The sequence below is a fragment of the Peribacillus aracenensis genome, from assembly GCF_025175645.1.
In the GTDB taxonomy this organism is placed as follows: domain Bacteria; phylum Bacillota; class Bacilli; order Bacillales; family DSM-1321; genus Peribacillus; species Peribacillus aracenensis.
This window is the reverse complement of record NZ_JANZMJ010000012.1, coordinates 63,565-88,468: the sequence shown is the minus strand read 5'-3', so window position 1 is coordinate 88,468 and position 24,904 is coordinate 63,565. Positions and strand designations below refer to the sequence as shown.

General features: G+C 44.1%; 22 protein-coding genes. 18 read left to right on the top strand and 4 right to left on the bottom strand.

The genetic code is table 11. The features are described from left to right. Positions 1 to 189 precede the first annotated feature (189 nt). The gene (locus N0M92_RS13890; RefSeq protein WP_260286312.1) at positions 190 to 2,415 is read right to left on the bottom strand and encodes an MMPL family transporter; all 2,226 of its coding nucleotides are present in this window, start codon (positions 2,413 to 2,415) and stop codon (positions 190 to 192) included. Between the two features lie 258 nt (positions 2,416 to 2,673). Between N0M92_RS13890 and N0M92_RS13885 the strand changes: the two genes are divergently transcribed. The 10 genes from N0M92_RS13885 (at position 2,674) to N0M92_RS13840 (ending at position 15,529) form a co-directional block, all read left to right on the top strand. After that, positions 2,674 to 4,281: a catalase gene (locus tag N0M92_RS13885; protein WP_397443852.1), complete on the top strand. Its 1,608-nt coding sequence runs from the start codon at positions 2,674 to 2,676 to the stop codon at positions 4,279 to 4,281. A gap of 188 nt (positions 4,282 to 4,469) precedes the next feature. After that, a complete protein-coding gene (locus tag N0M92_RS13880) occupies positions 4,470 to 4,700 on the top strand; it encodes a CsbA family protein (protein WP_192207123.1) in 231 nt (76 codons plus the stop codon). Between the two features lie 218 nt (positions 4,701 to 4,918). Next, complete coding sequence (gene uvrB / locus N0M92_RS13875) at positions 4,919 to 6,904, top strand: excinuclease ABC subunit UvrB (RefSeq protein ID WP_260286310.1); 1,986 nt, start codon at positions 4,919 to 4,921, stop codon at positions 6,902 to 6,904. A 6-nt stretch (positions 6,905 to 6,910) separates the two neighbouring features. After that, a complete protein-coding gene (gene uvrA, locus N0M92_RS13870; RefSeq protein WP_260286308.1) occupies positions 6,911 to 9,790 on the top strand; it encodes an excinuclease ABC subunit UvrA in 2,880 nt (959 codons plus the stop codon). 230 nt (positions 9,791 to 10,020) lie between these two features. After that, positions 10,021 to 11,121, top strand: coding sequence for a DUF4097 family beta strand repeat-containing protein (locus N0M92_RS13865; protein ID WP_260286307.1), 1,101 nt, complete (start codon positions 10,021 to 10,023; stop codon positions 11,119 to 11,121). Positions 11,122 to 11,608: 487 nt separating this feature from the next. After that, the gene (hprK, locus tag N0M92_RS13860; RefSeq protein WP_076368260.1) at positions 11,609 to 12,544 is read left to right on the top strand and encodes an HPr(Ser) kinase/phosphatase; all 936 of its coding nucleotides are present in this window, start codon (positions 11,609 to 11,611) and stop codon (positions 12,542 to 12,544) included. 26 nt (positions 12,545 to 12,570) lie between these two features. Next, a complete protein-coding gene (lgt, locus tag N0M92_RS13855) occupies positions 12,571 to 13,383 on the top strand; it encodes a prolipoprotein diacylglyceryl transferase (RefSeq protein ID WP_260286306.1) in 813 nt (270 codons plus the stop codon). A 27-nt stretch (positions 13,384 to 13,410) separates the two neighbouring features. Continuing rightward, on the top strand, positions 13,411 to 14,349 hold the full coding sequence (locus N0M92_RS13850) for a nucleoside recognition domain-containing protein (protein ID WP_260286305.1): 939 nt from the start codon (positions 13,411 to 13,413) through the stop codon (positions 14,347 to 14,349). Beyond that, complete coding sequence (ppaX, locus tag N0M92_RS13845; RefSeq protein WP_260286304.1) at positions 14,346 to 15,014, top strand: pyrophosphatase PpaX; 669 nt, start codon at positions 14,346 to 14,348, stop codon at positions 15,012 to 15,014. Before N0M92_RS13850 ends, ppaX begins: the two co-directional genes overlap by 4 nt. Then, the gene (locus N0M92_RS13840; RefSeq protein WP_192207107.1) at positions 15,011 to 15,529 is read left to right on the top strand and encodes an acyltransferase; all 519 of its coding nucleotides are present in this window, start codon (positions 15,011 to 15,013) and stop codon (positions 15,527 to 15,529) included. Before ppaX ends, N0M92_RS13840 begins: the two co-directional genes overlap by 4 nt. A 36-nt stretch (positions 15,530 to 15,565) precedes the next feature. Here the strand turns inward: N0M92_RS13840 and N0M92_RS13835 are convergent, their stop codons facing one another. The 3 genes from N0M92_RS13835 to N0M92_RS13825 all read right to left on the bottom strand — a co-directional run bounded on the left by N0M92_RS13835 (position 15,566) and on the right by N0M92_RS13825 (position 17,481). Next, positions 15,566 to 15,709, bottom strand: coding sequence for a hypothetical protein (locus tag N0M92_RS13835; protein WP_260286303.1), 144 nt, complete (start codon positions 15,707 to 15,709; stop codon positions 15,566 to 15,568). Between the two features lie 70 nt (positions 15,710 to 15,779). Continuing rightward, the gene (locus tag N0M92_RS13830; RefSeq protein WP_260286302.1) at positions 15,780 to 16,421 is read right to left on the bottom strand and encodes a class D sortase; all 642 of its coding nucleotides are present in this window, start codon (positions 16,419 to 16,421) and stop codon (positions 15,780 to 15,782) included. A 1-nt stretch (position 16,422) separates the two neighbouring features. Further along, complete coding sequence (locus tag N0M92_RS13825; RefSeq protein ID WP_260286301.1) at positions 16,423 to 17,481, bottom strand: processed acidic surface protein; 1,059 nt, start codon at positions 17,479 to 17,481, stop codon at positions 16,423 to 16,425. A 492-nt stretch (positions 17,482 to 17,973) separates the two neighbouring features. Between N0M92_RS13825 and N0M92_RS13820 the strand changes: the two genes are divergently transcribed. From N0M92_RS13820 to hisIE, 8 genes are all read left to right on the top strand, one after another. Then, positions 17,974 to 19,158 (top strand): ATP phosphoribosyltransferase regulatory subunit, encoded by a 1,185-nt coding sequence (locus N0M92_RS13820; protein ID WP_260286300.1) that lies wholly within the window; start codon positions 17,974 to 17,976, stop codon positions 19,156 to 19,158. Then, the gene (hisG, locus tag N0M92_RS13815) at positions 19,151 to 19,780 is read left to right on the top strand and encodes an ATP phosphoribosyltransferase (RefSeq protein ID WP_241593134.1); all 630 of its coding nucleotides are present in this window, start codon (positions 19,151 to 19,153) and stop codon (positions 19,778 to 19,780) included. The genes N0M92_RS13820 and hisG overlap by 8 nt, the downstream gene beginning before the upstream one ends. Before the next feature lie 26 nt (positions 19,781 to 19,806). Beyond that, positions 19,807 to 21,093 carry a histidinol dehydrogenase gene (gene hisD / locus N0M92_RS13810; protein ID WP_260286298.1) on the top strand — a complete coding sequence of 429 codons (1,287 nt, stop codon included), beginning with the start codon at positions 19,807 to 19,809 and terminating at the stop codon, positions 21,091 to 21,093. Between the two features lie 77 nt (positions 21,094 to 21,170). Next, positions 21,171 to 21,758, top strand: a complete 588-nt coding sequence (hisB, locus tag N0M92_RS13805; RefSeq protein WP_063233950.1) for an imidazoleglycerol-phosphate dehydratase HisB — start codon at positions 21,171 to 21,173, stop codon at positions 21,756 to 21,758. Next, positions 21,759 to 22,391 carry an imidazole glycerol phosphate synthase subunit HisH gene (gene hisH, locus N0M92_RS13800; protein ID WP_260286297.1) on the top strand — a complete coding sequence of 211 codons (633 nt, stop codon included), beginning with the start codon at positions 21,759 to 21,761 and terminating at the stop codon, positions 22,389 to 22,391. Next, on the top strand, positions 22,388 to 23,122 hold the full coding sequence (gene hisA, locus N0M92_RS13795; RefSeq protein ID WP_260286296.1) for a 1-(5-phosphoribosyl)-5-[(5-phosphoribosylamino)methylideneamino]imidazole-4-carboxamide isomerase: 735 nt from the start codon (positions 22,388 to 22,390) through the stop codon (positions 23,120 to 23,122). Before hisH ends, hisA begins: the two co-directional genes overlap by 4 nt. Next, the gene (gene hisF, locus N0M92_RS13790) at positions 23,123 to 23,881 is read left to right on the top strand and encodes an imidazole glycerol phosphate synthase subunit HisF (RefSeq protein WP_260286295.1); all 759 of its coding nucleotides are present in this window, start codon (positions 23,123 to 23,125) and stop codon (positions 23,879 to 23,881) included. It abuts the gene before it with no gap. Then, a complete protein-coding gene (gene hisIE / locus N0M92_RS13785; protein ID WP_260286293.1) occupies positions 23,878 to 24,534 on the top strand; it encodes a bifunctional phosphoribosyl-AMP cyclohydrolase/phosphoribosyl-ATP diphosphatase HisIE in 657 nt (218 codons plus the stop codon). The genes hisF and hisIE overlap by 4 nt, the downstream gene beginning before the upstream one ends. Positions 24,535 to 24,904 lie beyond the last annotated feature (370 nt).

The following is a 24,904-nucleotide window of genomic DNA, read 5'->3' as shown; positions in this document are numbered from 1 at the left end:
TATTCCTCCTGATTATTAATCTTGAATTTATATATCTTTAATTTGAGATATCTTAACTTAATGTAATTATAAGAGGTGAAATCAATAGTGTCAACTGAAAGTTTTCCTTAATTTTGAAAACATGAAAAACCCTGTGCATTTATCGGGCACAGGGTTTTTGCTTATCCAAGGAGAGTAAAGCTGGCACCTTTAGTGATTGGCATGTTCTTTCTCTTCTTGAGTGGTCACTTTACTCGGCCAAAAAGCAAGTCGGCCAAGTAGGGCGGTGATTGCAGGAACAAGGAACGGGCGCACAATGAATGTGTCCATTAACACACCAAGTGCAGTAATGAGACCGAATTGAACCAATACTTGAATCGGAAGTGTGGCTAGAACGGAAAAAGTGGCTGCCAAGATTATTCCGGCGGAAGTGATGACACCACTAGTTTCGGCAACGCCTTTTCTGATGGCCTGCTTGATTGGCATCGTTTCTTTCTTACGCCAAATGCTTGAAACCATGAAAATGTTATAATCCTCGCCAAGTGCAACCAGGAATACGAAAGAATAAAGTGGAATGGTACCCTCTATGGCATCGACACCCATGAAATGGTGCAGGATTATCCAGCCTAAGCCCATTGCTGCAAAGAATGAGAGAATGACTGTTCCCATTAAATACACCATGGCTGTCACAGATCGCAAGTAGGCTAAGAGGAGCAAGGAAATCAGGACGATGATGATCGGGATGATCATGAATTCATCGGATTTTACGGTGTCCCTTTTATCGAATTGCGTCGCAGTTTGCCCGCCAATCCAAACCTTTTCATCAACGGAAGATATATTGGCGGCCTTCAATTCTCTCTCCGCCATTTTCCGGATTTCCGGAATGGAATCAATGGCCTCGATAGCATATGGGTTCAAGTTGAATGTGACCTCATAGGATTGCAGATCTTTATTGGATTTACTTATGACTGGAGCGGCAACACTTTCAACAATATTCATCCCTTCTAATGCCGGCGCTAAATCGACATCTTCACCATCCGTATCGATAACCACTGTGGCTGGTGCCAGTTCGCCCGGTGAATACGAGTCGGAAATGACAGAATAGCCTTCACGGGAGTTCATATCTTCAGGGAAGGAAGAGAGAATATCATATGAATATTTTATTTGTGAAGAATATCCAGCTAAAACACTGAAGATGATCAGGCATGTAAGAATGACAGTCCATGGCCTGGTCGTGACGATATGACCGATCCATTTACCGATGCGGCCTTCTTTATGCTTTTTGACGGCTTTTCCCTTTTTCTTAGCCCGTGCTTCTTCCATTTCAGGTGTACGCGGAACAATCGGGAAGAAGGAAGCCCTTCCGAATACAGAAAGCAATGCCGGTACAAGTGTTAAAGCTGCCAGCATCATGATAAAAATGGACAAGCTGAATGGTACAGCGAAACGGTGGTAGGCTCCGTATTTGGCTACAAGCAATGTTAGCAGGGAGATGACGATCGTAAGGCCGCTCATCGCAATGGCACCCGATGAATCTTTAAATGCGGCGATCATGGCTTTCCGTTTGCTTTCATGATTCCTTAATTCACTTCTGTAGTGAGAAATTAAAAATAGACAATAATCCGTTCCGGCACCGAATAATAATACGGTCATGATTGAAATTGCCTGTGAATCGACTGTAATCCAACCATGATCTGCCATGAATCCTAGAATCGGGCTTGTGACAATATAGGCGAAGCCCACTCCGATTAGAGGAATGATGGCTAAAAGAGGAGAGCGGTAAATGAGTAATAACACGACAAGTACAAGTATTACTGTCGCTAACAGCAATTTGAAGTCAGCACCTGAAAATAAACCCGTTGCATCGACGGATATCCCTACAGGGCCTGTCACTCGAAGGGATAATTCACCTGAATCTGTCGGGACCTTGAATGGGTCCGATCCAATGCGTTCCGATACAGCTTCATTAATGCTTTCAAGATTTTTTTCGAGAATTTCGGTCTCGGTATTTTCTTTGAAGAAAAGCGGCTGTACAAAAGTCGTTCCATCTTCTGAAACCGATCCTTGAAGAGCAGGCAACGGAATTTCATGAAGCGGCGGTAAAAAGGATTGCTGTGTCAATGGGTTATCTGTCAGTTCTTTGGAAAGGTACTGGATTTCAGCCAAGTCGGCCTCCGTCAGTCCACTTTCCCGATGCCATGTAAGGAGGGCAGGTAATCCAGAGGATGTTGGAAACTCTTCTTTAATAAGTTCATCAGCCACGACAGAAGGTGAGTCTTCGGGCAAGTCTGCGGCATTATTTGCTGTTCGATCATTAACGGCAGGCAATGTGAAGGTTAATGCGATTGCTGCAATTATCCATACAGCAATGACAACCCAACGACCGGTTTTTCCAGTCATCCTCCTGCCAAGTCTTCCTAATATTGATTCTTCCAATGAAGGCACCCCGTTTTTTAAAATTTTTTATCTTTAGTTCATTATAATGGAGCGCTGTTGTCATATACAAAAATGGGTATGCTTCCTCCATGTTTTTTACTGAATGCTTCAAAGCCTTCATATCATTATATGATTTACACCAGTTGTTAATGGCATAAACATATGGTCAGCGGTATATAGGGGAGTTTCAAATAATTTCAATTAAATTTGAAGATTGAAGAGTGAAATATGGGGAATAGGGGAAAGTATAGTAGTATTATGGCTTTTATTAACAGAGGAGGGATATTTTTGTCCGATAAATCCAAAAAACCAAATGATGAATCGCAAGAAACATTAACGAACAGGCAAGGTCACCCGGTAACGAATAACCAGAGTCTTAGAACTGTAGGAAACAGAGGACCTAGTACACTTGAGAACTATGATTTCCTGGAAAAGATCAGCCACTTCGATAGGGAGCGTATCCCTGAACGGGTGGTGCACGCCCGCGGTGCAGGTGCACATGGTTATTTCGTTCCGACCGGTAAAGCGGGGGACGAGCCGATTTCAAAATATACGAGAGCGAAGGTTTTTCAGGAAGAGGGTAAAAAAACCCCGGTATTCGTGAGATTTTCATCTGTTATTCATGGAGGGACGTCCCCGGAAACGTTACGTGATCCAAGGGGATTTGCGGTTAAATTTTATACGGAGGATGGAAACTGGGATCTTGTAGGCAATAACCTGAAAATTTTCTTTATCCGTGATGCCATGAAATTCCCGGATTTGATTCATGCCTTCAAACCCGATCCGGTCACGAACATTCAGGACGGCAGGAGGATCTTCGATTTTTGCTCGAGCTCACCTGAAACATTCCATATGATTACCTTTGTGTTTTCCCCATGGGGCATTCCGGCTAACTACCGCATGATGCAAGGGTCAGGGGTCAATACTTATAAATGGGTGAATGAGGAAGGGAAAGCGGTGCTTGTCAAGTATCACTGGGAACCGAAACAAGGGATCAAGAACCTGACACAGCAAGAGGCAAATGAAATTCAAGCTACGAATTTCAATCATGCCACACAGGATCTATATGAAGCGATCGAACGCGGAGACTATCCTGAATGGGATCTCAACGTACAGATCATGAGTGATGATGATCATCCTGAATTGGATTTTGATCCGCTGGATGATACGAAAATCTGGCCGAAAGATGAGTTCCCATGGCTGCATGTCGGTACGATGGTATTGAATAAAAACCCTGAAGACTATTTCACTGAAGTCGAACAAGCTGCATTCGGCACCGGTGTCCTAGTGGATGGACTGGACTTTTCTGATGATAAGATGTTACAGGGACGTACATTCTCTTATTCCGATACACAGCGTCACCGTGTTGGTGCGAATTATCTGCAATTGCCGATTAATGCTCCAAAGAAACCGACAGCCACGAATCAGACTGGCGGACAGATGCAATATGAAGTTGGCAGAGGCAGCCAAAGCCCCCATATCAACTACGAACCATCAACTGTCGGCGGCTTGAAGGAAGCCAAGCAGACGGGCAAGGAGTATACACCCATGGTGGAAGGGAAACTTGTTCGTGAGACAATCGATCGCCAAAACAATACGAAACAGGCTGGTGAGACATTCCGTGAATTCGAGGATTGGGAAAAAGACGATTTAATTTCCAATTTAGTGGCGGCATTGGCTCCTGCCGACAAGCGCATTCAGGAAAAAATGATAGCTCTTGCCGAAGAGGCCGATGAAGAGTATGGCCGCAGATTGAAAGAGGGGCTGGCCGCGGCTTCTGAACATACAAACTCTTCAAAACCTCTGGGCGGGACTGATAGCCCTGAGGACGCCGTTAGAAAAGGACATGAAGCGGATCCATATTGATTGGGCTCAAAAGAAGCAAACTTCCCTTTAAAGGGGTTTGCCTCTTTTTTTTATGGGCATAATTGGAGGATGTATGGAATGCTCTTCTGATGATGCTTGAGAATCAAGAAGGAAATTGATTGGCAAAAAACTTGATAATCATTTAAACTGAAACTACTCTATTTTTCTCTTATAAAGGAGATGAAAAAATGATTAAACTTCTTTCTGCCCTTTTCCTTCCTTGTCTACTTGTCATGCTATTTTCAAGAGTCACCTATAACAATGTCGTGGGTCTTGTTTTAACTGTTGCCTTGATTACAGCTTCTGCATATAAAGGTTATACGCATACAAACTTATTGATCATCGTGGATGCCTTATCCCTGACAGTGGGATTTTGGTTATCAAAAAGAATGATGAAACGTACATCCAAGAGCGCCTGACACTAAAGGTGCTTTTTTTGTACTCAAACATGCCATTCGCTTCAATACATCATGAAGTCCTTAAAACAAAAATAGAATGGATGTTCGCTTATTGCTGGTTTGTTTTAAGGCTATTGTGGTAGAATGTGTATATATGCTTTATTAAACCGGAATAAATAGAAGGGATATAGGCATGTCCCGTTTTCATATAAAAATATTTCAATAGGAGGCTATGCTTGGTGAAGGATAAGTTTGAGTTAGTCTCAAAATACTCTCCTCAAGGAGATCAGCCGGCAGCGATTGACATGCTGGTCGAAGGGATTAAGGAAGGCAAGGAAATGCAGACGTTATTGGGGGCGACGGGGACAGGGAAAACGTTCACCGTTTCCAATGTGATTCAAAGAATCAACAAACCGACTCTTGTCATTGCCCACAATAAAACGTTGGCGGGGCAGCTTTACAGTGAGTTCAAAGAGTTCTTCCCTAATAATGCCGTGGAATACTTCGTTAGCTATTATGATTACTACCAGCCAGAGGCTTACGTTCCATCCACGGATACATTCATCGAAAAAGATGCAAGCATCAATGATGAAATCGATAAACTGCGACATTCGGCAACCTCATCTTTGTTCGAAAGGAAAGATGTCATCATCATTGCCAGCGTTTCGTGCATATATGGGCTCGGTTCCCCTGAAGAGTACCGGGAGATGGTCGTTTCCCTCCGGACAGGCATGGAAATAGACCGGAATGCCCTGCTGCACAGACTCGTGGATATTCAATATGAGAGGAATGATATTGCTTTCCAACGGGGGACCTTCCGCGTTCGCGGTGACGTGGTCGAAATTTTCCCGGCTTCACGTGATGAACATTGCGTACGGGTCGAGTTTTTCGGGGATGAGATTGACCGTATCCGTGAAGTCGATGCCCTGACTGGTGAAATCACTGGTGAACGGGAACATATCGCGATTTTCCCTGCTTCCCACTTCGTAACCCGCGAAGAGAAAATGCGGATAGCCATTCAAAATATCGAAACGGAACTGGAAGAGCGATTGAAGGAATTAAGGGAAGATGAAAAACTCCTTGAAGCACAGCGCTTGGAGCAGCGGACCCGTTATGATTTGGAAATGATGCGGGAAATGGGCTTTTGTTCAGGGATCGAGAACTATTCCCGCCATTTAACCCTCCGTCCCTCAGGTGCGACACCATACACTTTAATCGATTACTTTCCAGAGGACTTCCTATTGGTCGTGGATGAATCACACGTAACCCTTTCGCAAATCCGCGGAATGTTCAATGGAGATCAGGCGCGGAAGCAAGTGCTCGTCGATCATGGCTTCCGTCTGCCGTCTGCAAAAGATAACCGCCCGCTAAGATTTGAGGAATTTGAAAAAAAGGTACATCAATCCATATTCGTTTCGGCAACTCCGGGACCATATGAACTCGAACATACGCCAGAAATGGTTCAGCAGATCATCCGTCCTACCGGACTGCTGGATCCAACGGTGGAAGTGCGGCCGATTGAAGGGCAGATAGATGACTTGATCGGTGAAATACAGGAGCGCGTCAACAAGAACGAGCGTGTGCTCATTACGACCTTGACGAAAAAGATGTCTGAGGATTTAACTGATTATTTAAAGGAAATCGGCATCAAGGTCCAATATCTTCATTCGGAAGTGAAGACCTTGGAACGGATAGAAATCATCCGGGAACTTCGAATGGGCAAATATGATGTACTCGTTGGAATCAACCTTTTAAGGGAAGGCCTTGATATACCGGAAGTGTCATTGGTGACCATACTGGATGCCGATAAGGAAGGGTTCCTTCGCTCGGAACGTTCGCTTATTCAAACGATGGGCCGTGCAGCCCGCAATGCCAACGGCCATGTCATCATGTATGCAGATCGCATCACGAATTCGATGGAACTTGCCATCAATGAAACGAGGCGGCGCCGTGAAATCCAGGAAAGTTATAATAAAGAGCATGGAATAATGCCTCAAACCATTCAAAAGGATATCCGTGACTCCATAAGGGCGACCCATGTAGCCGAAGAAGGCGAAGAGTATAAAGAAGACCTTGCGCCAAGCCTCGCGAAGCTCCCTAAAAAAGAGCGTTTAAAAGTGATGGAGAGCATGGAAAAAGAAATGAAGGAAGCGGCAAAGGCACTGGATTTCGAGCGAGCTGCCGAGCTGCGTGATTTATTACTAGAGTTGAAAGCGGAAGGGTGACGAAACGTGGCAATGGATAAAATTGTGATAAAAGGCGCCAGGGCCAACAATTTAAAGAATATTGATATCACGATACCGAGAGACAAACTTGTTGTGCTGACCGGATTATCCGGATCTGGAAAGTCTTCCTTGGCTTTTGATACGATTTATGCAGAAGGGCAAAGACGTTATGTAGAATCACTGTCCGCTTATGCCCGTCAATTCTTAGGCCAAGTGGATAAACCGGATGTCGATGCGATCGAAGGCTTGTCACCAGCCATTTCCATAGACCAGAAAACGACCAGTCGAAACCCTCGTTCAACCGTAGGGACTGTTACGGAGATCTATGATTATTTAAGGCTGTTATTTGCACGGGTCGGCAGGCCGACCTGTCCGATCCATAATATTGAAATAACCTCACAAACGATTGAGCAAATGGTGGACCGCATTCTTGATTACCCTGAGCGGACCAAGCTTCAGGTATTGGCACCGCTTGTCTCAGGCAGAAAAGGAACACATGCAAAAGTTTTGGAGGAAGTCAAGAAACAAGGATATGTCCGCATTCGGGTGAACGGGGAAATGCATGATCTCAGTGAGGAGATCACTCTCGAAAAAAATAAAAAGCATTCAATTGAGGTCATCATAGACCGGATCGTCATTAAAGAGGGTATCATGGCGCGGCTCGCGGATTCATTGGAAAGTGCTTTGCAGCTTGGCGAGGGCAAAGTCATCATTGACGTCATGGGTGAGGAAGAGCTGCTGTTCAGTGAACATCATGCTTGTCCATACTGCGGATTTTCGATTGAAGAGTTAGAGCCGAGAATGTTCTCCTTCAATAGCCCGTTTGGGGCATGCCCGGATTGTGATGGCTTGGGGGCGAGGCTTGAGGTGGACCGTGATCTGGTCATCCCGAATAACGAATTAAGCCTCCGTCAACATGCGATTGCGCCATGGGAGCCGACGAGCTCTCAATATTATCCGCAGCTCCTTGAAGCGGTAGCCAACCATTATGGGATAGATATGGATGTGCCCGTTAAAGATTTACCGGAAGAGAAGATGGATAAGGTCTTGCTTGGTTCAGGTAAAGATAAGATATATTTCCGTTATAAAAATGATTTTGGAAGAGTGCAAGAAGGATATATTTCTTTTGAAGGAGTTTTAAGAAACATCGAAAGGCGCTTCAAGGAGACGAGTTCAGACTATATTCGTGAGCAAATGCAAAAATATATGTCGGAACATCACTGCCCGACCTGTAAGGGACATCGATTAAAAAAAGAGAGTCTTTCCGTGCTCATTCAAGGGGTCCATATAAGTGAGACGACAGCTTTATCAGTGGAAGATGCGTTAGTATTTTTCGAAAAACTTGATTTGACTGAAAAGGAAGCGGCAATTGCGAGATTGATTTTACGTGAAATTCGCGAGCGGCTCGGTTTCCTGGCTAATGTAGGTTTGGAATATTTGACGTTGAGCAGGGCAGCTGGAACATTATCAGGCGGTGAAGCGCAGCGTATACGATTGGCTACGCAGATCGGTTCCCGATTGACGGGAGTACTCTATATTTTGGATGAACCTTCAATAGGGCTGCATCAGAGGGATAACGATCGATTGATCGAAACATTGAAGAATATGCGCGAAATCGGGAACACCCTGATTGTTGTCGAGCATGATGAAGATACGATGATTGCTGCGGACTATTTGATCGATGTCGGTCCTGGAGCAGGAGCGCATGGAGGGGAAATAGTTGCCGCTGGCACTCCGGAAGAGGTCATGAATAACCCTAAATCCTTAACGGGCCAATATTTAGCAGGGAAGAAATTCATTCCATTGCCATTGGAACGCCGGAAAAATGATGGCCGTGTCATTGAGATAAAGGGTGCCAAGGAAAATAATTTGAAAAACGTTAATGTGAAATTCCCGCTTGGGGTCTTTACAGCCGTTACAGGAGTCTCTGGATCAGGGAAAAGTACATTAGTGAATGAGATCCTCCATAAATCGTTGGCTCAAAAGCTGAATCGGGCAAAAGCCAGACCAGGTGATTTCCGTGAGATCAAGGGAATTGAGCATTTAGATAAAGTCATTGATATCGATCAATCACCGATCGGCAGAACCCCACGATCGAATCCGGCTACCTATACGGGTGTATTCGATGATGTTCGTGACGTATTTGCCTCAACTAATGAGGCGAAGATCCGCGGTTATAAAAAAGGAAGGTTCAGTTTCAATGTGAAGGGCGGCCGCTGTGAAGCGTGCCGAGGCGATGGCATTATCAAGATAGAAATGCATTTCCTTCCGGATGTCTATGTCCCATGTGAAATCTGTCATGGGAAACGTTATAACCGGGAAACTCTTGAAGTGAAATATAAAGGGAAAAACATTTCCGACATTCTCGATATGACAGTTGAGGAAGGCGTTAGTTTCTTTGAAAATATCCCGAAAATCAAACGGAAGCTACAAACGATTTATGATGTTGGTTTGGGTTATATCAAGCTTGGGCAGCCTGCTACCACTTTATCAGGCGGTGAAGCGCAAAGGGTGAAACTTGCTTCTGAATTGCATCGCCGTTCCACTGGGCGCTCCTTTTATATCTTGGATGAACCAACTACCGGACTTCATGTCCACGATATAGCAAGGCTGCTAAAGGTTCTGCAGCGGCTGGTTGACAATGGGGATACAGTTTTGGTGATCGAGCATAATCTGGATGTCATCAAGACGGCGGACCATATTATTGACCTGGGTCCGGAAGGCGGAGATAAGGGCGGTACAATCGTCACTTATGGAACTCCTGAAAAAATATGTGAGGTTTCCGAATCATATACGGGTAAATACTTAAAACCTGTACTTACCCGTGATCAAATTCGCATGGAAAATTGGATTGAAGAAAAAGAAACTCAGCATGAACATGCATAAAAGAACAAGCCCTCCGGCTTGTTTTTTTGTAGAAAAATGACGGTGTGCATTTAATCAATCATTTGATTAAAGAATAGGAAAACAAGATATTTCCGGGGAAATCATACATCATCCTTTTCGGAAATTGTCATTTCCCTTTGTCGAATGATGGGAAAAATGGTATTTATGAAACTTTTTAGATATCTGGGCGTATGTATGAATAAAATGAAAGAAGAAAGCGAGGAATGTTCATGCAGGAGGAAAGAAAAAAAATATTGGAAATGGTTCAGGATGGAAAGTTATCAGCGGAAGAAGCCATGAGCTTATTGGAAGAATTAGATAAAGCCAGTCAGGAAAGTGAAGCTAAAGAGCAGAAATTGCAAAATGAATTATCGACGGTAGTCGTGGATAAGAAAAGCGAGGGAAGCACTCAGGATACGTTTAAGAAGAATATCCAGTCATCGAAAGAAAAGATTATTGATTTCGTTGAAAGTGCTTTTAAGAAAATCAAAGAAACGGACCTTGATTTCAACTTTGGGAAATCTGTGGAGGTCAGTCACATTTTCCAGCATGATCATGATTTCCTGAATGAAGTTGATGTGGATATAGCAAATGGGAAAATAAAAATCGCCACATGGGACCATGATGATGTCCGGGTTGAATGCGAAGCTAAAGTATACCGTGTGGAAGATATAGAAGAAGCCAGGAAGAACTTTTTGGAAGAAGTCGATTTCACGATTGAAAATGGAAAATTGAGGTTCAAGGTTCGTGAAAAGTCCATAAAGGTTGATGCGATCATGTACATCCCGAGGAAGGAATATGAGGATATCCATGTAAGGATGTTCAATGGCGCAATCACGACTGAATCATTGAAATCAGAGAACCTTAAAGCGAAGACGGCGAATGGCGCCATTCATATCATGCAGGGTACGGGTGATTCGTGTGAGCTTGAAACAGGTAACGGGATGATCACCATTTCGGATACCAACTTTAATGACCTGGAAGCCGAGACCTTGAATGGAGCGATTAATGCCGATGGATACTTCAAGAAATTGGATGTTCAAACTTTCAATGGGGAAATCATCTGTACGAATTCAGGGATGGATTGCGATTCGATCCATGCTAAGTCAATCACTGGAAAAGTCCAGCTGACCCTGCCGCCAGGGAAGGCGATCGAAGGAGAGTTGAAATCAAATTTAGGAAGCTTTAATGTAACTTTGGAAGGGATGACCATCATCGAAGAGAAAAGTGATGTGGTTCAGAAGGTCCTTAAGTTTAAAACCGTTAAGGAAGAAGTACCTGTGCTTCATGTTTTTGCAGAAACCAAGACTGCAGCGATAACGGTCTCCTGAAGAAAAAGAAAGCCCGCAGATATAACTGGCGGGCCCAGAATGTAGCCAAACTCGGTGAAAACCGGGCTTGGCTACATTTTTTTATGGCTTGTACAATTTGGATGTTGATTTCCTCTCCCGGCACTCGTTTCCCGCAGGAGTCTCGCACACCTGCTTCAATCAACTTTATTATTAAATTTTGATAGAAATCATATCTAAGGGGTGTTGCTTGGAGGAGGTTCGGGAACATTATTTGATGAAAGATACGTTTTCTGAACCCTTTTGTCTACAAAGTGAGCCCGCCAATTTAAACAGGCGGGCTTTCTTAGTATTTTGCAGTTTCATCTCATCTCTTTCCAGTTTACGGGGACCATACCGCTGTCATCATCCGGGTCTGTGAATAAAAAAACAATAAATCGATAATGCTTTGTTTGGTTATTAACAGAAAAATGCTAAAATAGAAAAAGTATCTCGAAAAATAGCAACGCTCCAAAAGGAGGAAAGATATATGGCAAAAGTCCGTACAAAGGACATAGTAGAAGCGTTCGGTCTAGAACTTATCAGTGGGGAAGAAGGAATTAACCGACCAATAGTCACGAGTGATTTATCTCGTCCCGGACTTGAAATAGCCGGTTTTTTTGATTATTATCCCGCGGATCGAGTACAGCTTTTAGGTATGACTGAAATGTCCTTTTTTAATCGGTTGAATGAACCGGAGCGAATACAGCGGATGGAAGAGTTGTGCAGGGACTTTACTCCAGGCATCATCATTACGCGTGGTCAGGAAGTGCCGATAGAATTGATCGAAGCTTCTGAGCGGGAATCCGTTCCTGTGATGAGATCTAATATGAAGACAACAAGGTTATACAGCCGTCTGACCAATTTCCTTGAAAGCAGGTTGGCACCAACTACTGCTGTTCATGGTGTATTGGTGGATATCTATGGGTTAGGGGTGTTGATCACCGGGAAAAGCGGAGTCGGTAAAAGTGAGACAGCCCTGGAATTGGTGAAACGGGGTCATCGTCTCGTAGCCGATGACTGCGTCGAAATCAGGCAGGAAGACCAAGATACGCTAGTGGGGAATGCCCCGGATTTAATCGAACATCTTCTTGAAATAAGAGGGTTGGGAATCATTAATGTAATGACACTTTTTGGAGCTGGTGCAGTCCGGAGCAACAAAAAGATCTCAATCGTCATCAATCTGGAACTATGGGAAAAAAACAAGCAGTATGACCGGGTTGGTCTTGATGAAGAAAAAATGAAAATCATCGATACGGAAGTGACGAAAATTACCGTACCTGTCCGTCCAGGGCGAAATTTAGCTGTTATCATTGAAGTGGCAGCCATGAATTACCGCCTGAAACGAATGGGAGTAAATGCTGCGGAACAGTTTTCAGATCGCTTGAACCATGCCATTGCAGATCCGGAACATGATGAATTTTAATAGGTTATAGGAAAAGAGGGGACAAAATGGAACAAGGAATACAGCCGCTGAATCCAATCGCGATAGATCTAGGCCCCATCCAGGTACATTGGTATGGACTGATCATCGGTTTCGGTGTGTTATTGGGTCTTATTATCGCTTTGAGGGAATCTGAGCGGAGAGGTCTTGATAAGGAAATATTTACGGATATGATTTTGTTTGCTGTCCCGATCGCGATCATTAGTGCCCGTATTTATTATGTGATATTTCAATGGGATTACTATTCACAAAACCCGGGGGATATCATAAAAATATGGAATGGCGGAATTGCCATACATGGTGCGTTGATTGGATCGGTGCTGACTGCCATCGTTTTTGCCAAGGTCAAGAAAGTGTCATTTTGGAAGCTGGCGGATATTGCTGCACCAAGCTTATTGTTGGGGCAGGCGATTGGCCGTTGGGGAAATTTCATGAATCAGGAAGCGCATGGGGGAGAAATAACCAGGTCATTCCTGGAAAATATGCATTTGCCTGAATTCATCATAAATCAAATGTACATAAACGGAACGTACTATCATCCGACCTTTTTGTATGAATCGATTTGGAATATCGTCGGTGTCATTATCCTCTTAAGTTTACGGAAAGTGAACTTGCGCAGGGGAGAACTATTTTTAACCTATGTATTATGGTATTCCATCGGCCGTTTTTACATTGAAGGATTGCGGACGGATAGTTTGATGCTGACGGAGTCACTGCGTATCGCACAAGTGATCTCGATTGTGTTGGTGGTTGTAGCCATTGCTTTAGTGGTCTATAGAAGGGTCAGCGGGCATGCTAACAAAAGATATTTAGATGCATAGGGAATATGTGTAAAGGGAGAGGGCATAGTGATAGTAAATTCGGTTAAAAAGGGACTTCTTTCAGGCTTGAATACAACTTGGTCTTTGGGGAAAGTGATATTTCCAGTCACTTTGATCGTCACTGTGCTTCAATATACGCCTGTATTGCCATTCATCATTAACTTGATAGCGCCTTTAATGAATCTCATCGGTCTTCCAGGGGACGCGGCAATTCCGCTTGTGTTAGGGAATTTCCTGAATTTATACGCGGCGATCGCTGGCATATTAACACTTGATTTGACTGTGAAAGAAGTTTTTATTATTGCTATGATGCTATCTTTTTCACATAATTTATTGATCGAGTCAGGTGTGGCGATGAAAACCGGTGTCAAGCTGTGGATCATCTTAACAGTACGGATCGGTCTTGCCCTATTATCAGCGATCGTCATCAATCTTGTCTGGCAGGGCGGATCTGAAATGGCCCAAGGAGTGGCTATCGGGGAGGCTGCAGAGATTAACGGAGCAGGTGCAATCCTCTTACATGGGGTTCTCCAGGCCCTTTCAGGCATCGGTCAGCTGGCGGTCATCGTTATTCCGCTCATGGTGGCGGTTCAAATCATGAAAGATTTAAAATGGCTGGAAGCCTTCTCGAAAGCCCTTGCTCCCTTCATGAAGGTCCTGGGGATGAAGCCGAATGCTTCCATGCCTTTCGTTACAGGCCTGACTCTAGGTTTGGCATATGGGGCGGGCGTAATGATTCAAGCCGCTAAAGAAGATAATGTTTCGAAGAAGGATATGACGATTGCGTTCATCTTTTTAGTTGCCTGCCATGCTGTTGTAGAAGACACACTGATTTTTATTCCGCTGGGGATTCCGGTCTTGCCGTTGTTGCTTATTCGGCTGCTCACTGCCATTGTTTTAACGATGGCCGTTGCGTATATATGGAATCGGACTGACAGGGTACAGAGAAAGGAAGCTGTAATATGAACAGTAAGATAACTACATTATTATTCGATCTTGATGGGACGTTGATCAATACAAATGAATTGATCATCGCCTCTTTTACGGAAACTTTAAATCACTTTTGTCCTGGAAAGTTCAATCGGGAAGATATCATTCCATTTATCGGACCGACTTTGGTCGATACTTTCTCTTCCATTGATCCAAAACGAGTGGATGAAATGATCGCTTACTATCGGGAGCATAATTGGAGGAACCATGATTTGCTTGTCACACAATTTGACGGGGTGTTCGAAACCATTCAAACGTTGAAGCAGAGCGGTTATAAGTTGGCAGTCGTTACGACAAAGAAGCGTGATGTCGTCGAAAAGGGCCTGCGTTTAAGCAAACTGGATCAATTCTTTGAAGTGGTGGTCACACTGGATGAAGTGGAAAAGGCAAAGCCCGACCCAGAGCCTTTGGTAAAAGCTTTAAATCAACTAGGTTCGGTTCCTGAAGAAGCGATCATGATTGGCGACAATTATCATGATATTATGGGCGGTAAAAATGCAGGAACAAAAACGGCGGGGGTCTCATGGTCCATTAAAGGCCGTGAATTCTTGGAAAGCTATCACCCTGATTATATGCTTGAGCAGATGGCGGATTTATTGAATATCGTTGAGGTTGAAAAACTCACGGAGGCTAGAAAATGAGACGCACGTCCCGCTATCCAGTTGAAGGGGCTAATTCACTATGGCATGTATATAAGACCGTTCCATTCTGGAAAGTCGTAAAGAATTTTGTGGTGATACAGCTAGCGCGTTATACGCCTTTTCTGGGCATGAAGAATTGGCTATACAGGACTTTTTTACATATGAAAGTAGGAAAGCATACTTCGTTTGCATTGATGGTCATGCCGGATGTGATGTTTCCGGAGAAAATATCGGTTGGGATGAATACTGTCATTGGCTATAATACGACGATTCTTGCTCATGAATATTTGATTCATGAATATCGTTTAGGAGATGTAGTCATTGGTGATGAAGTATTGATTGGAGCCAATTCGACCATTCTTCCAGGACTTTCAATTGGTAATGGGGCGATTGTCTCTGCGGGGACGCTTGTCCATAAGGATGTTCCGGAGGGGGCTTTCGTCGGGGGAAATCCAATGAAGATCATATATACCAAAGAGGAAATGCTTGAGAGAGAGCAGCAAACTTCCTTATGAGAAAAAGGACTTGCCCATATATGCGGCAAGTCCTTTTTAATGGCATTTTGGGTATAACGGAGTCAGTTCATTCTTTAGATGCTCTATCACTTCGTTGATTGATACATTTTCCTGGTCCACCGTCGCTTCATACGTTTCTTTTAAAATTTGAAAAAACCTTTGCTGTGCCTGCTCATCCATGTTGAGCTTGTCCTCCTATCATCTATTAAAGATTTATGAAGAGGGGGCAGAACAACTTCAGCCCCGAATCTCATTTACCTATCTCCGATTTCAATAAATCGGCAACCAATACGTATCGTTCCGGTGCACTACCAATATATGAAAAAGGATAGCAGGTTGTTACTGTAAGTGTGGCTTTAGGCTTGGGAACGATCACGGTACGGTCATCTGCATCGACGATACGAACCTTCCTGACTTTATATGTAAACGTACCGGCTTCTGTCTTGGCAATCAGCAAGTCGCCCTCGCCGACATTACCCAGATCCCTGAAAATTGTATCCCGGTGACCGGATAAAACGGAATTATCCTTTTCGCCGGGGAGGACGGACCCCGCATAATGGCCGACGCCCTTTTCGAGTTCATCTTCGTCCGTTCCGTGATAAATTGGAAGTGTTGCCTCGATTTTTGGAATATAAAGCTCACCCATCAAATCACCTGTCTCCGGTCGTTGCTCATATAGTTCAAGCCCATCGGGAATATCAGATTTCAACTTCGGTTCGGGTAGCTTAGCCGTCGCTTCCGTTGTATCAGATTTATTCCATTTATATAGGGCATAGCCTTTTATCAGCGTATAGGCATTTGTCGTTGTAAAATAAAAACCTAAGGTTAAAATGCAAACAGCAGCGATAAGTAACGTTTTTTTCTTATGCCTGGATTGCCTATTTTTGCTCATCTTAATTAGTGAGTCTCGCTTTTCTGATTAATCCGAAAGCGATACCCATCAACACTAAACCGATTAAAGCGCCGAATAAGTAATTACCAGCCGTTTTAGGAAGCATTCCGCCTTTTTCCGTTTTATGATCAGGTTTTGTGGGTTTTTTCTTTTCCTTTTTTACCTCAACCACTTTAGAAATGACCTCAGTGGATTGTTTAATGTCATTACCGGTTTCTTTCACTAAATCGGAACCGATCATTTCACCTGTCAATGTAAAATCGAACAAAAAATTGCCGTTTAAATCATAAATGGAAACTAGTAAACTAGCATTCGTCAATTCCCTAAGTTGGAATAAAGCCTCAAGGGATAGGTTTTTCGTGACACCATCCTGAATTAAGGCGAATTTGGATTGAATTTGCAGCAAGCTTTGAAGATCATTATATATGGAAAGCAATTCTGCCACTTGTTCAGCAGATAATTCATCAATTGTTTCAAAATACTCGAGTTGATCCATCCTATCGGAGATCGCCATTAAACGAGCTTCAAAAGAAGGGTCTTCGACGATAGGCAAAAGGTGGTTCATGAATCTGTCGAGCTCTTCGTCTGTAAGGCCAATCTCAGTAAAGAGACCATCCATTAAATCGATGATCTCTTCATCATCATATTCCATCTCTTCCTCATCGTAATCCATTTCTAAATCGATGATATCCTCAATGTCGTAAATGAAATGGAAGGTATCGATGATCGATTCCCCCTCTTCCAGTTCGCCGTATTCTATTAATAATTCCGTAAGTTCCGCTTCTGTCATTTCATATTTTTTAAGTAGGTTCTGTATGGTCTTAGGAGTGACGGTCGGTCCTAATGTATCACGCAACTCTTCTACTGATTTCAGTTCATCCAATGATAAATCGTAATAGGATAAATACTCTTCCAATTCTTTTTGCGTCATTCTAACTTCGGTAAGGTATGCATTAAGTTCATCTTGGTTGATCTTAGTTGCCGCAAAACTCTTCGTTCCGCTTAAACCCAGTGAAAAAAGAATGATAACTGCCACAATAAACGAAAAATATTTCTTCATTACCAAATCCCCCTAAAAATTTCTAATATTACCAAACTCCTAAACATTATAAAACAGCTAAACCAAAAGGTATACATTAATAACAGAGAAAGGTTAAAAATAGGAAGAAATATTTGGGTGAAAAGGTACAACTCCTTCCGTTTGGACCTAAACCGATCATGAAGAATAACCAAGACTGCAAAGGTATTTGAAGTAATGAGATTAGGTATATTTCCCTTGACGTAAGGTGGGGGCAGGGGTAAACTATTAATAACTTCAACCTACTACCATATTAGCGAACTAAAGTGTATTAATCGATTATTGTGATTATTTATATTATTATGTCAGTTAATTTGATACTATTTTTATATGTTATCCGAAATTTGGATTTAAGTGTGAAACCTTGGAAAGATAAAGGGATAAGCAAAATTAGGAATGGGCACATCGGTTTTTGCCTATAGGCGGACCGATTGGATATAGATAGTAATCAAAATTTCAAAAGGATGTGCAGTCGTGACAAAGCCATTTATGTTTGAAAAACCGTTAGGCATGAGAGATACATTGCCGGTGCTGTATGAAACGAAAGTGTCGGCAAGAAATAAAATGAGTGATGAAATCAAGAAGTGGGGCTATCAATTTATTGAAACGCCTGCTTTGGAATATTATGAAACAATTGGCGATGCTTCGGCAATTTTGGATCAGCAGTTGTTTAAACTTCTTGATTCCCAGGGGCATACACTCGTACTCCGTCCCGAGATGACAGCTCCCATTGCACGGGTGGCAGCATCCAAACTGTTAAAACAGCAAATCCCGCTTCGTCTGGCCTATTCCGCGAATGTATATCGTGCACAGCAGCGTGAAGGGGGCAAGCCGGCAGAATTCGAACAGATTGGCATTGAATGTATCGGAAATAAGTCAATAAGTGCCGATGCTGAAATGATTGCCCTGCTTGCGGATGCTTTAAAGGCTGCAGGGCTTCAGGAATTTAAGATTTCCATTGGACATATCGGATTTCTGCAAGAATTTTTCTTAAGCATTCTAGGTACGGAGGAAAGAGCCTCTATATTAAGGAAGTTTTTGTATGAAAAAAATTATGTCGGTTATCGCGAGCATGTTAAATCACTGCCGCTTTCATCGATTGATAAGCAACGGCTTATCGAATTTACCTCATTAAGGGGCAGTGAAGGAACCCTGATCAAGGCGCTAGGGTTGGTTGAAAATAATAAAGGGCAAGATTCTTTGACTGAACTGAAGGAATTGTCTGCGCAGCTGAAAGAATTTGACGTTGAACAATATGTTAGCTTCGACTTAACGTTGGTCAGTCATATGAGTTATTACACGGGAACTTTATTTGAAGTGTATGCCGGACAAGTGGGTTCGCCAATCGGCAATGGCGGCCGGTATGATAATCTGCTTGCGAAATTCGGCTGGAATGCTTCGGCCACAGGTTTTGCAATCCGGGTGGATCGCCTTGCGGAAGCTCTTGGGGAGCCAATCCAGCCTGTCGCGCCAGAATGCATTTTATTCAGTCCCGAACGGAGATTGGAAGCAATACAATTTGCAAGAAAAAAACGCTCCGAAGGGAAATTGGTAACGATTCAAGATATTACGGTCGTCCAAAATGTCGATGCTTTTACACGGACATTTTCTGAAGTTCATTTATTCGTAGGGAATGGGGGGAATGGAAAAGATGAATAATAGCTTTTTAACGATTGCCATGCCGAAAGGGAGAATATTTGAAGAAGCGGCAGAGCTGTTAAGAAGAGCCGGTTTTCGTCTCCCTCCCGAGTTTGATGATTCCCGGAAATTGATCCTAGAAGTGGAAGAGGAGAATCTGCGTTTCATTTTAGCAAAACCGATGGATGTCGTAACATATGTGGAACACGGCGTCGCTGACATTGGAATTGCAGGGAAGGATGTCATGTTGGAAGAAGAACGTGATGTCTATGAGTTACTTGATTTGAAAATCAGTGCCTGCTACTTGGCAGTAGCTGGATTGCCTGGTACGAAAATAAGTGACATCGCCCCCAAAATAGCGAGTAAATACCCGAACGTTGCTTCCGGTTATTTTCGCGAGCAGGGGGAGCAAGTCGAGATTATAAAGTTGAATGGGTCTATTGAGCTAGCACCGTTAATCGGTTTAGCTGAACGAATCGTGGATATCGTTTCAACGGGACGGACATTGAAGGAAAATGGTCTTGTGGAATATGCAAAAATCGCCAATGTGACTTCGAGGCTGGTAGCAAACCCTGTCAGCTATCGAATTAAAGAAGCAAGGATTACCGAAATCGTGGAACGGCTAGCAGAAATTATTGAATAGTAAAGAATCGCTAATGAGGTGAAGGTATGAAAATAGAACGGTTTGCTGAAGGGATTTCACTGAAACGCTCGGTTGAGGCAGGTACTGCCGATCAAAGAAAAGCGGTTCAGGATATTATTTATGATGTCAGGAAAAGCGGAAACGCCGCTTTACATACCTATACCGAACGTTTCGATGGTGTCAGTCCAGGAGAATTACTTGTATCGCAACAGGAATTGGAAGAAGCGACGGCGACCTTGACTGCTGAGCAGCTTGATATTATTCAAGAAGCTGCAAATAACATTCGAATGTTTCACGAGAAACAAATTCGAAATTCATGGTTTACGACTGATGATACAGGAACGATGCTAGGACAAAAATTGACACCGCTTGATGCTGTAGGTGTTTATGTACCTGGAGGCACAGCGGCATATCCTTCGTCGGTATTGATGAATGTGTTGCCTGCGAAGGCCGCGGGGGTGGAACGGATCGTCATGGTTTCCCCTCCAGGAAAAGACGGGAAATTATCGCCAGCGGTCTTGGCAGCTGCCAAAATTGCCGGGGTCAAGGAAATCTATAAAGTTGGCGGGGCCCAGGCCATAGCTGCTCTCGCTTATGGGACGGAAACAATTAAGAAAGTGGATAAAATAGTGGGTCCGGGAAATATTTATGTGGCGTTAGCGAAGCGCGAAGTATTCGGGGATGTTGCCATTGATATGATAGCCGGTCCAAGTGAAATAGCGATATTGGCGGACGAATCGGCCATTGCTGCAGAAGTTGCGGCAGATTTGCTATCACAGGCGGAGCATGATGCACGAGCATGCAGTGTTTTGGTGACGACGTCAACGTCTCTTGCAGAAGAAGTGGAAGCTGAAGTGACCAAGCAGGTGGCGTTACTTCCACGCCATGATATTGCTGCAGCATCCATAAGGGATTACGGACGGATCGTCGTATGCGGGAATATGGCAGAAGCGGTTGAAGCAATTAATGAACTTGCACCGGAACATTTGGAAATTTTGGCCAAAGATGCACTTGAAATCATGGCTAAAATCCGCCATGCCGGGGCAATCTTCATTGGACGCTTTAGTTCGGAGCCCGTCGGGGATTACTTTGCAGGTCCCAATCATGTGTTGCCTACCAATGGAACCGCCCGTTTTTCCAGCCCGCTGAATGTGGATGATTTTCAAAAGAAATCGAGCATCATCATGTATAGTGAAACGGCCTTCCGCAAAAATGCAGAAAAAATCGCTGCATTTGCCCGGATGGAAGGACTCGAGGCTCACGCCCGTGCCATTGAATCACGTGGTGTGAATGAATCCGGGAAAAAGTCCTGAATTATAAAATAAGTGAAATCACTGATATAAAGACTTTTGACATGCTTTTACATCTTGGGAATTGAGGGGGAGTTGTAATGGAACGTTTTGCTAGTGTGGAGCGAAAGACGAATGAAACGGAAATAAGCTTGAAATTTGGTGTGGATGGGGAAGGTAATTCCTCCATTAAGACGGGCGTTCCGTTCATGACGCATATGCTGGATTTGTTCACCAAACACGGGAAGTTTGATTTGACTGTAGATGCAAACGGAGATACAGACGTGGATGATCATCATACAACTGAAGATATTGGCATTTGCTTAGGGCAGACGTTATTGGAGGCCCTTGGAGACAAGCGCGGGATAAAACGTTACGGAAATGCCTTCGTACCTATGGATGAAGCACTCGCCCAGGTTGTCATCGACTTAAGCAATCGTCCGCATCTGGAGTTCCGGGCTGAGTTTCCTTCGCAAAAGGTCGGTACTTTCGATACTGAACTGGTGCACGAGTTTCTTTGGAAATTCGCTCTTGAAGCCAGGATGAATCTGCATGTAGTCGTTCATTACGGACACAACACACACCATATGATCGAAGCGATATTCAAAGCGCTTGGACGTGCATTGGATGAAGCTACGACCATCGATCCGCGTGTAAAGGGCATCCCTTCGACGAAAGGAATGTTGTAAATGATCGGGATCGTCGATTATGGCATGGGGAATTTATTTTCCGTAAGTAAAGGGCTGGAGCGCCTTGGTGCCGATTCTTTCATTTCCGATGACCCAAAAGAACTTTCAAAGTCGAATGGGATCATTCTTCCCGGCGTGGGCTCTTTCAGGGATGCCATGAGTCTCTTGGAAAAACAAAAGCTTGATGAATTCCTGAAGGAATATGTAGCCGATGGAGGTTATCTTTTAGGCATCTGCCTTGGTATGCAGCTTCTCTTTGATGAAAGCGAGGAAAATGGACCTGCAAAAGGATTATCCCTCATCCCAGGTAAAGTCGTTCGTTTCAAAGGTGTGGATGCGGATGACCAGGCTTATAAAGTGCCGCACATGGGCTGGAATCGTCTTGAATTTAAACAGGCGTCACCAGTGAATGAGGGACTGGAAGAGGAACATGTTTATTTCGTCCATTCTTACTATGTCGATACGGATGAATCATTCGTTACCGCTTCGGCGACGTACGATGTGGAAGTGCCGGCGATCGTCGGTAAAGGGAATGTTTTCGGCATGCAGTTCCATCCGGAAAAAAGCGGGAAGATGGGCATGTCACTCTTGAAAAATTATCTGTCACTAGTAGAAGGGAAGGAAGAAGCATGAGCAACTTTACTATTTACCCGGCGATTGATATGCGCGGAGGCAAGTGCGTCCGCTTAATCCAGGGAGATTACAATCAGGAAACCGTTTATGGCGATTCCCCCTTCGATATGGCTAAAAGCTTTGCGGACCAAGGAGCCGATTGGATACATATGGTCGACCTTGACGGAGCCAAAGAGGGAGTGCGCATTAATGATTCATACGTAATAAAGGCTGCAAGTGAGTTAGGGGCACGCATTCAAATCGGCGGCGGTATCCGTACGGAACGGGATATAGCCCATTACCTGGATAATGGAGTGGAACGGGTCATTTTAGGCAGCACGGCCGTTTCAGACCCTGATTTCACTAAAGATATGATTAGGAAATATGGAGGCCACATCGCAATCGGGATCGATGCGAAAGATGGCAAGGTTGCCACTCATGGTTGGCTTCAAACTTCTGGAACCCTTGCGATAGATCTTGGCAAATTACTGGCCGATGCTGGTGCAGAGACCTTTATCGTGACCGATATTGCGACGGACGGCATGCTTTCAGGTCCGAATGTGAAAGGCATATTGGCCATGGCGGAGGCAACTGGTAAAAACGTGATCGCTTCGGGAGGCATTAGTTCACTCGAAGACCTTGTCACCCTCAGAGAGTATGAAGCCCAAGGCATTGCAGGGGCAATCATTGGCAAGGCACTTTATACCAATCGCTTTACTGTAGAAGAAGCACTAGAAAAGGTGCGTGGTTAAATGCTCACTAAACGAATTATTCCATGTCTCGATGTAAAGGATGGGCGCGTAGTCAAAGGTATACAATTTGTGTCCCTTAGGGATGCTGGAGATCCGGTCGAACTTGCATCCTTTTACGATCAAGAAGGTGCCGATGAGCTTGTCTTCCTGGATATTTCCGCATCACATGAAGGCAGGGAAACGATCGTCGACGTCGTTCAAGCGGTAGCGGGCAGCTTGGCAATCCCGTTCACGGTGGGCGGCGGCATTAATTCATTGGCGGATATGAAGAAAATCTTACGAGCAGGTGCCGATAAGGTATCCTTAAATACAGCAGCCATCCTGCGCCCTGATTTAATAAATGAAGGTGCTGATTATTTTGGTTCCCAATGTATCGTTGTCGCCATAGACGCCCGATATGACGAAGAGCTTGGGTCATGGCGCGTATATACCCACGGCGGCCGGAAACCGACTGAATGGGAAGTGGTCAAGTGGGCAAAAGAGGCCGTAATCCGCGGTGCAGGTGAAATTTTATTGACAAGCATGGATTGTGACGGCGAGAAAAAAGGGTTTAATATCGCTTTGACAAAAGCGGTATCTGAAGCCGTTTCAGTGCCGGTCATCGCCTCAGGCGGGGCTGGTAACGCCGAGCATTTCCAGGAAGCCTTCCAAGAAGGTAAAGCCGACGCAGCATTAGCCGCATCGATTTTTCATTATAAAGAAACATCCGTCAAAGAAGTCAAAGCGTTTCTCAAACAACAAGGAGTGGTTGTACGATGAATCTTGAAACTATTAAATACGACGAAAAAGGCCTGGTACCGGCAATTATTCAAGATGCAGGAACCGGCGAAGTGCTGACACTTGCTTACATGAACCAAGAATCGCTGCAATTGTCGATTGAAAAAGGTGAAACGGTCTTCTTCAGCCGTTCGCGCAATGAATTATGGCATAAAGGGGCGACCAGCGGCAATACCCAGAAAATCATCGAGATGAAGTATGACTGCGATCAAGATGCATTGGTCGTTCGGGTCGTTCCTGCAGGTCCTGCATGCCATACAGGGGCAACAAGCTGTTTTAATGAAACGGTTTACCAAAACAGTGAAGCTGGACAAGACGTGAAGGCGAATGTGACTTTCTTGACGGAATTGGAAAGATTGATTGAAAAAAGAAAATCGGAAATGCCTGAAGGTTCATATACTACCTACTTATTCGATAAGGGCGTTGATAAGATCCTGAAAAAAGTCGGTGAAGAAGCGGCAGAAGTGATCATTGCAGCTAAGAACCGGGATGCAGAGGAACTTTCGATGGAAAGTGCGGATCTCCTCTATCACTTATTCGTTCTTCTTCGGGAGCAGGAGTTGCCTTTCCAAGCAGTGCTTGATGTATTGAAGGCTAGACATGCCGATAAGGACGAACCGAAAGAAACCGAATGAATGGTGATCGCCCTCCGTCAATTGAAGGGCTCAGACTGAAGACAAACTCGATGAAAATCAAGTTTGTCTTCAGTTTTTTTATGAGTTGTACCTTTGGACGTTGATTTCCGTTCCAGGCACTCGCTTTCCGCGGGCGGTCCGGGAGCCTCCTCGGCCTGTGCCTGCGGGGTCTCCCCTAGACGCGTCTTTCCCGCAGGGGTCTCGCACCTTCCTCTCCAATCCACTTCAGCTACAAAATTTTGGTGAAAACCATACCTGAGATTTGAAGGTGTTGCTTTGTTCGGGACTATTATGATGAAAGAAAATTCCCATTTGGCTGGGGATATAATTCCGATTTTTTTCTTAAAGAAATCATGGTAATTAACGTTTT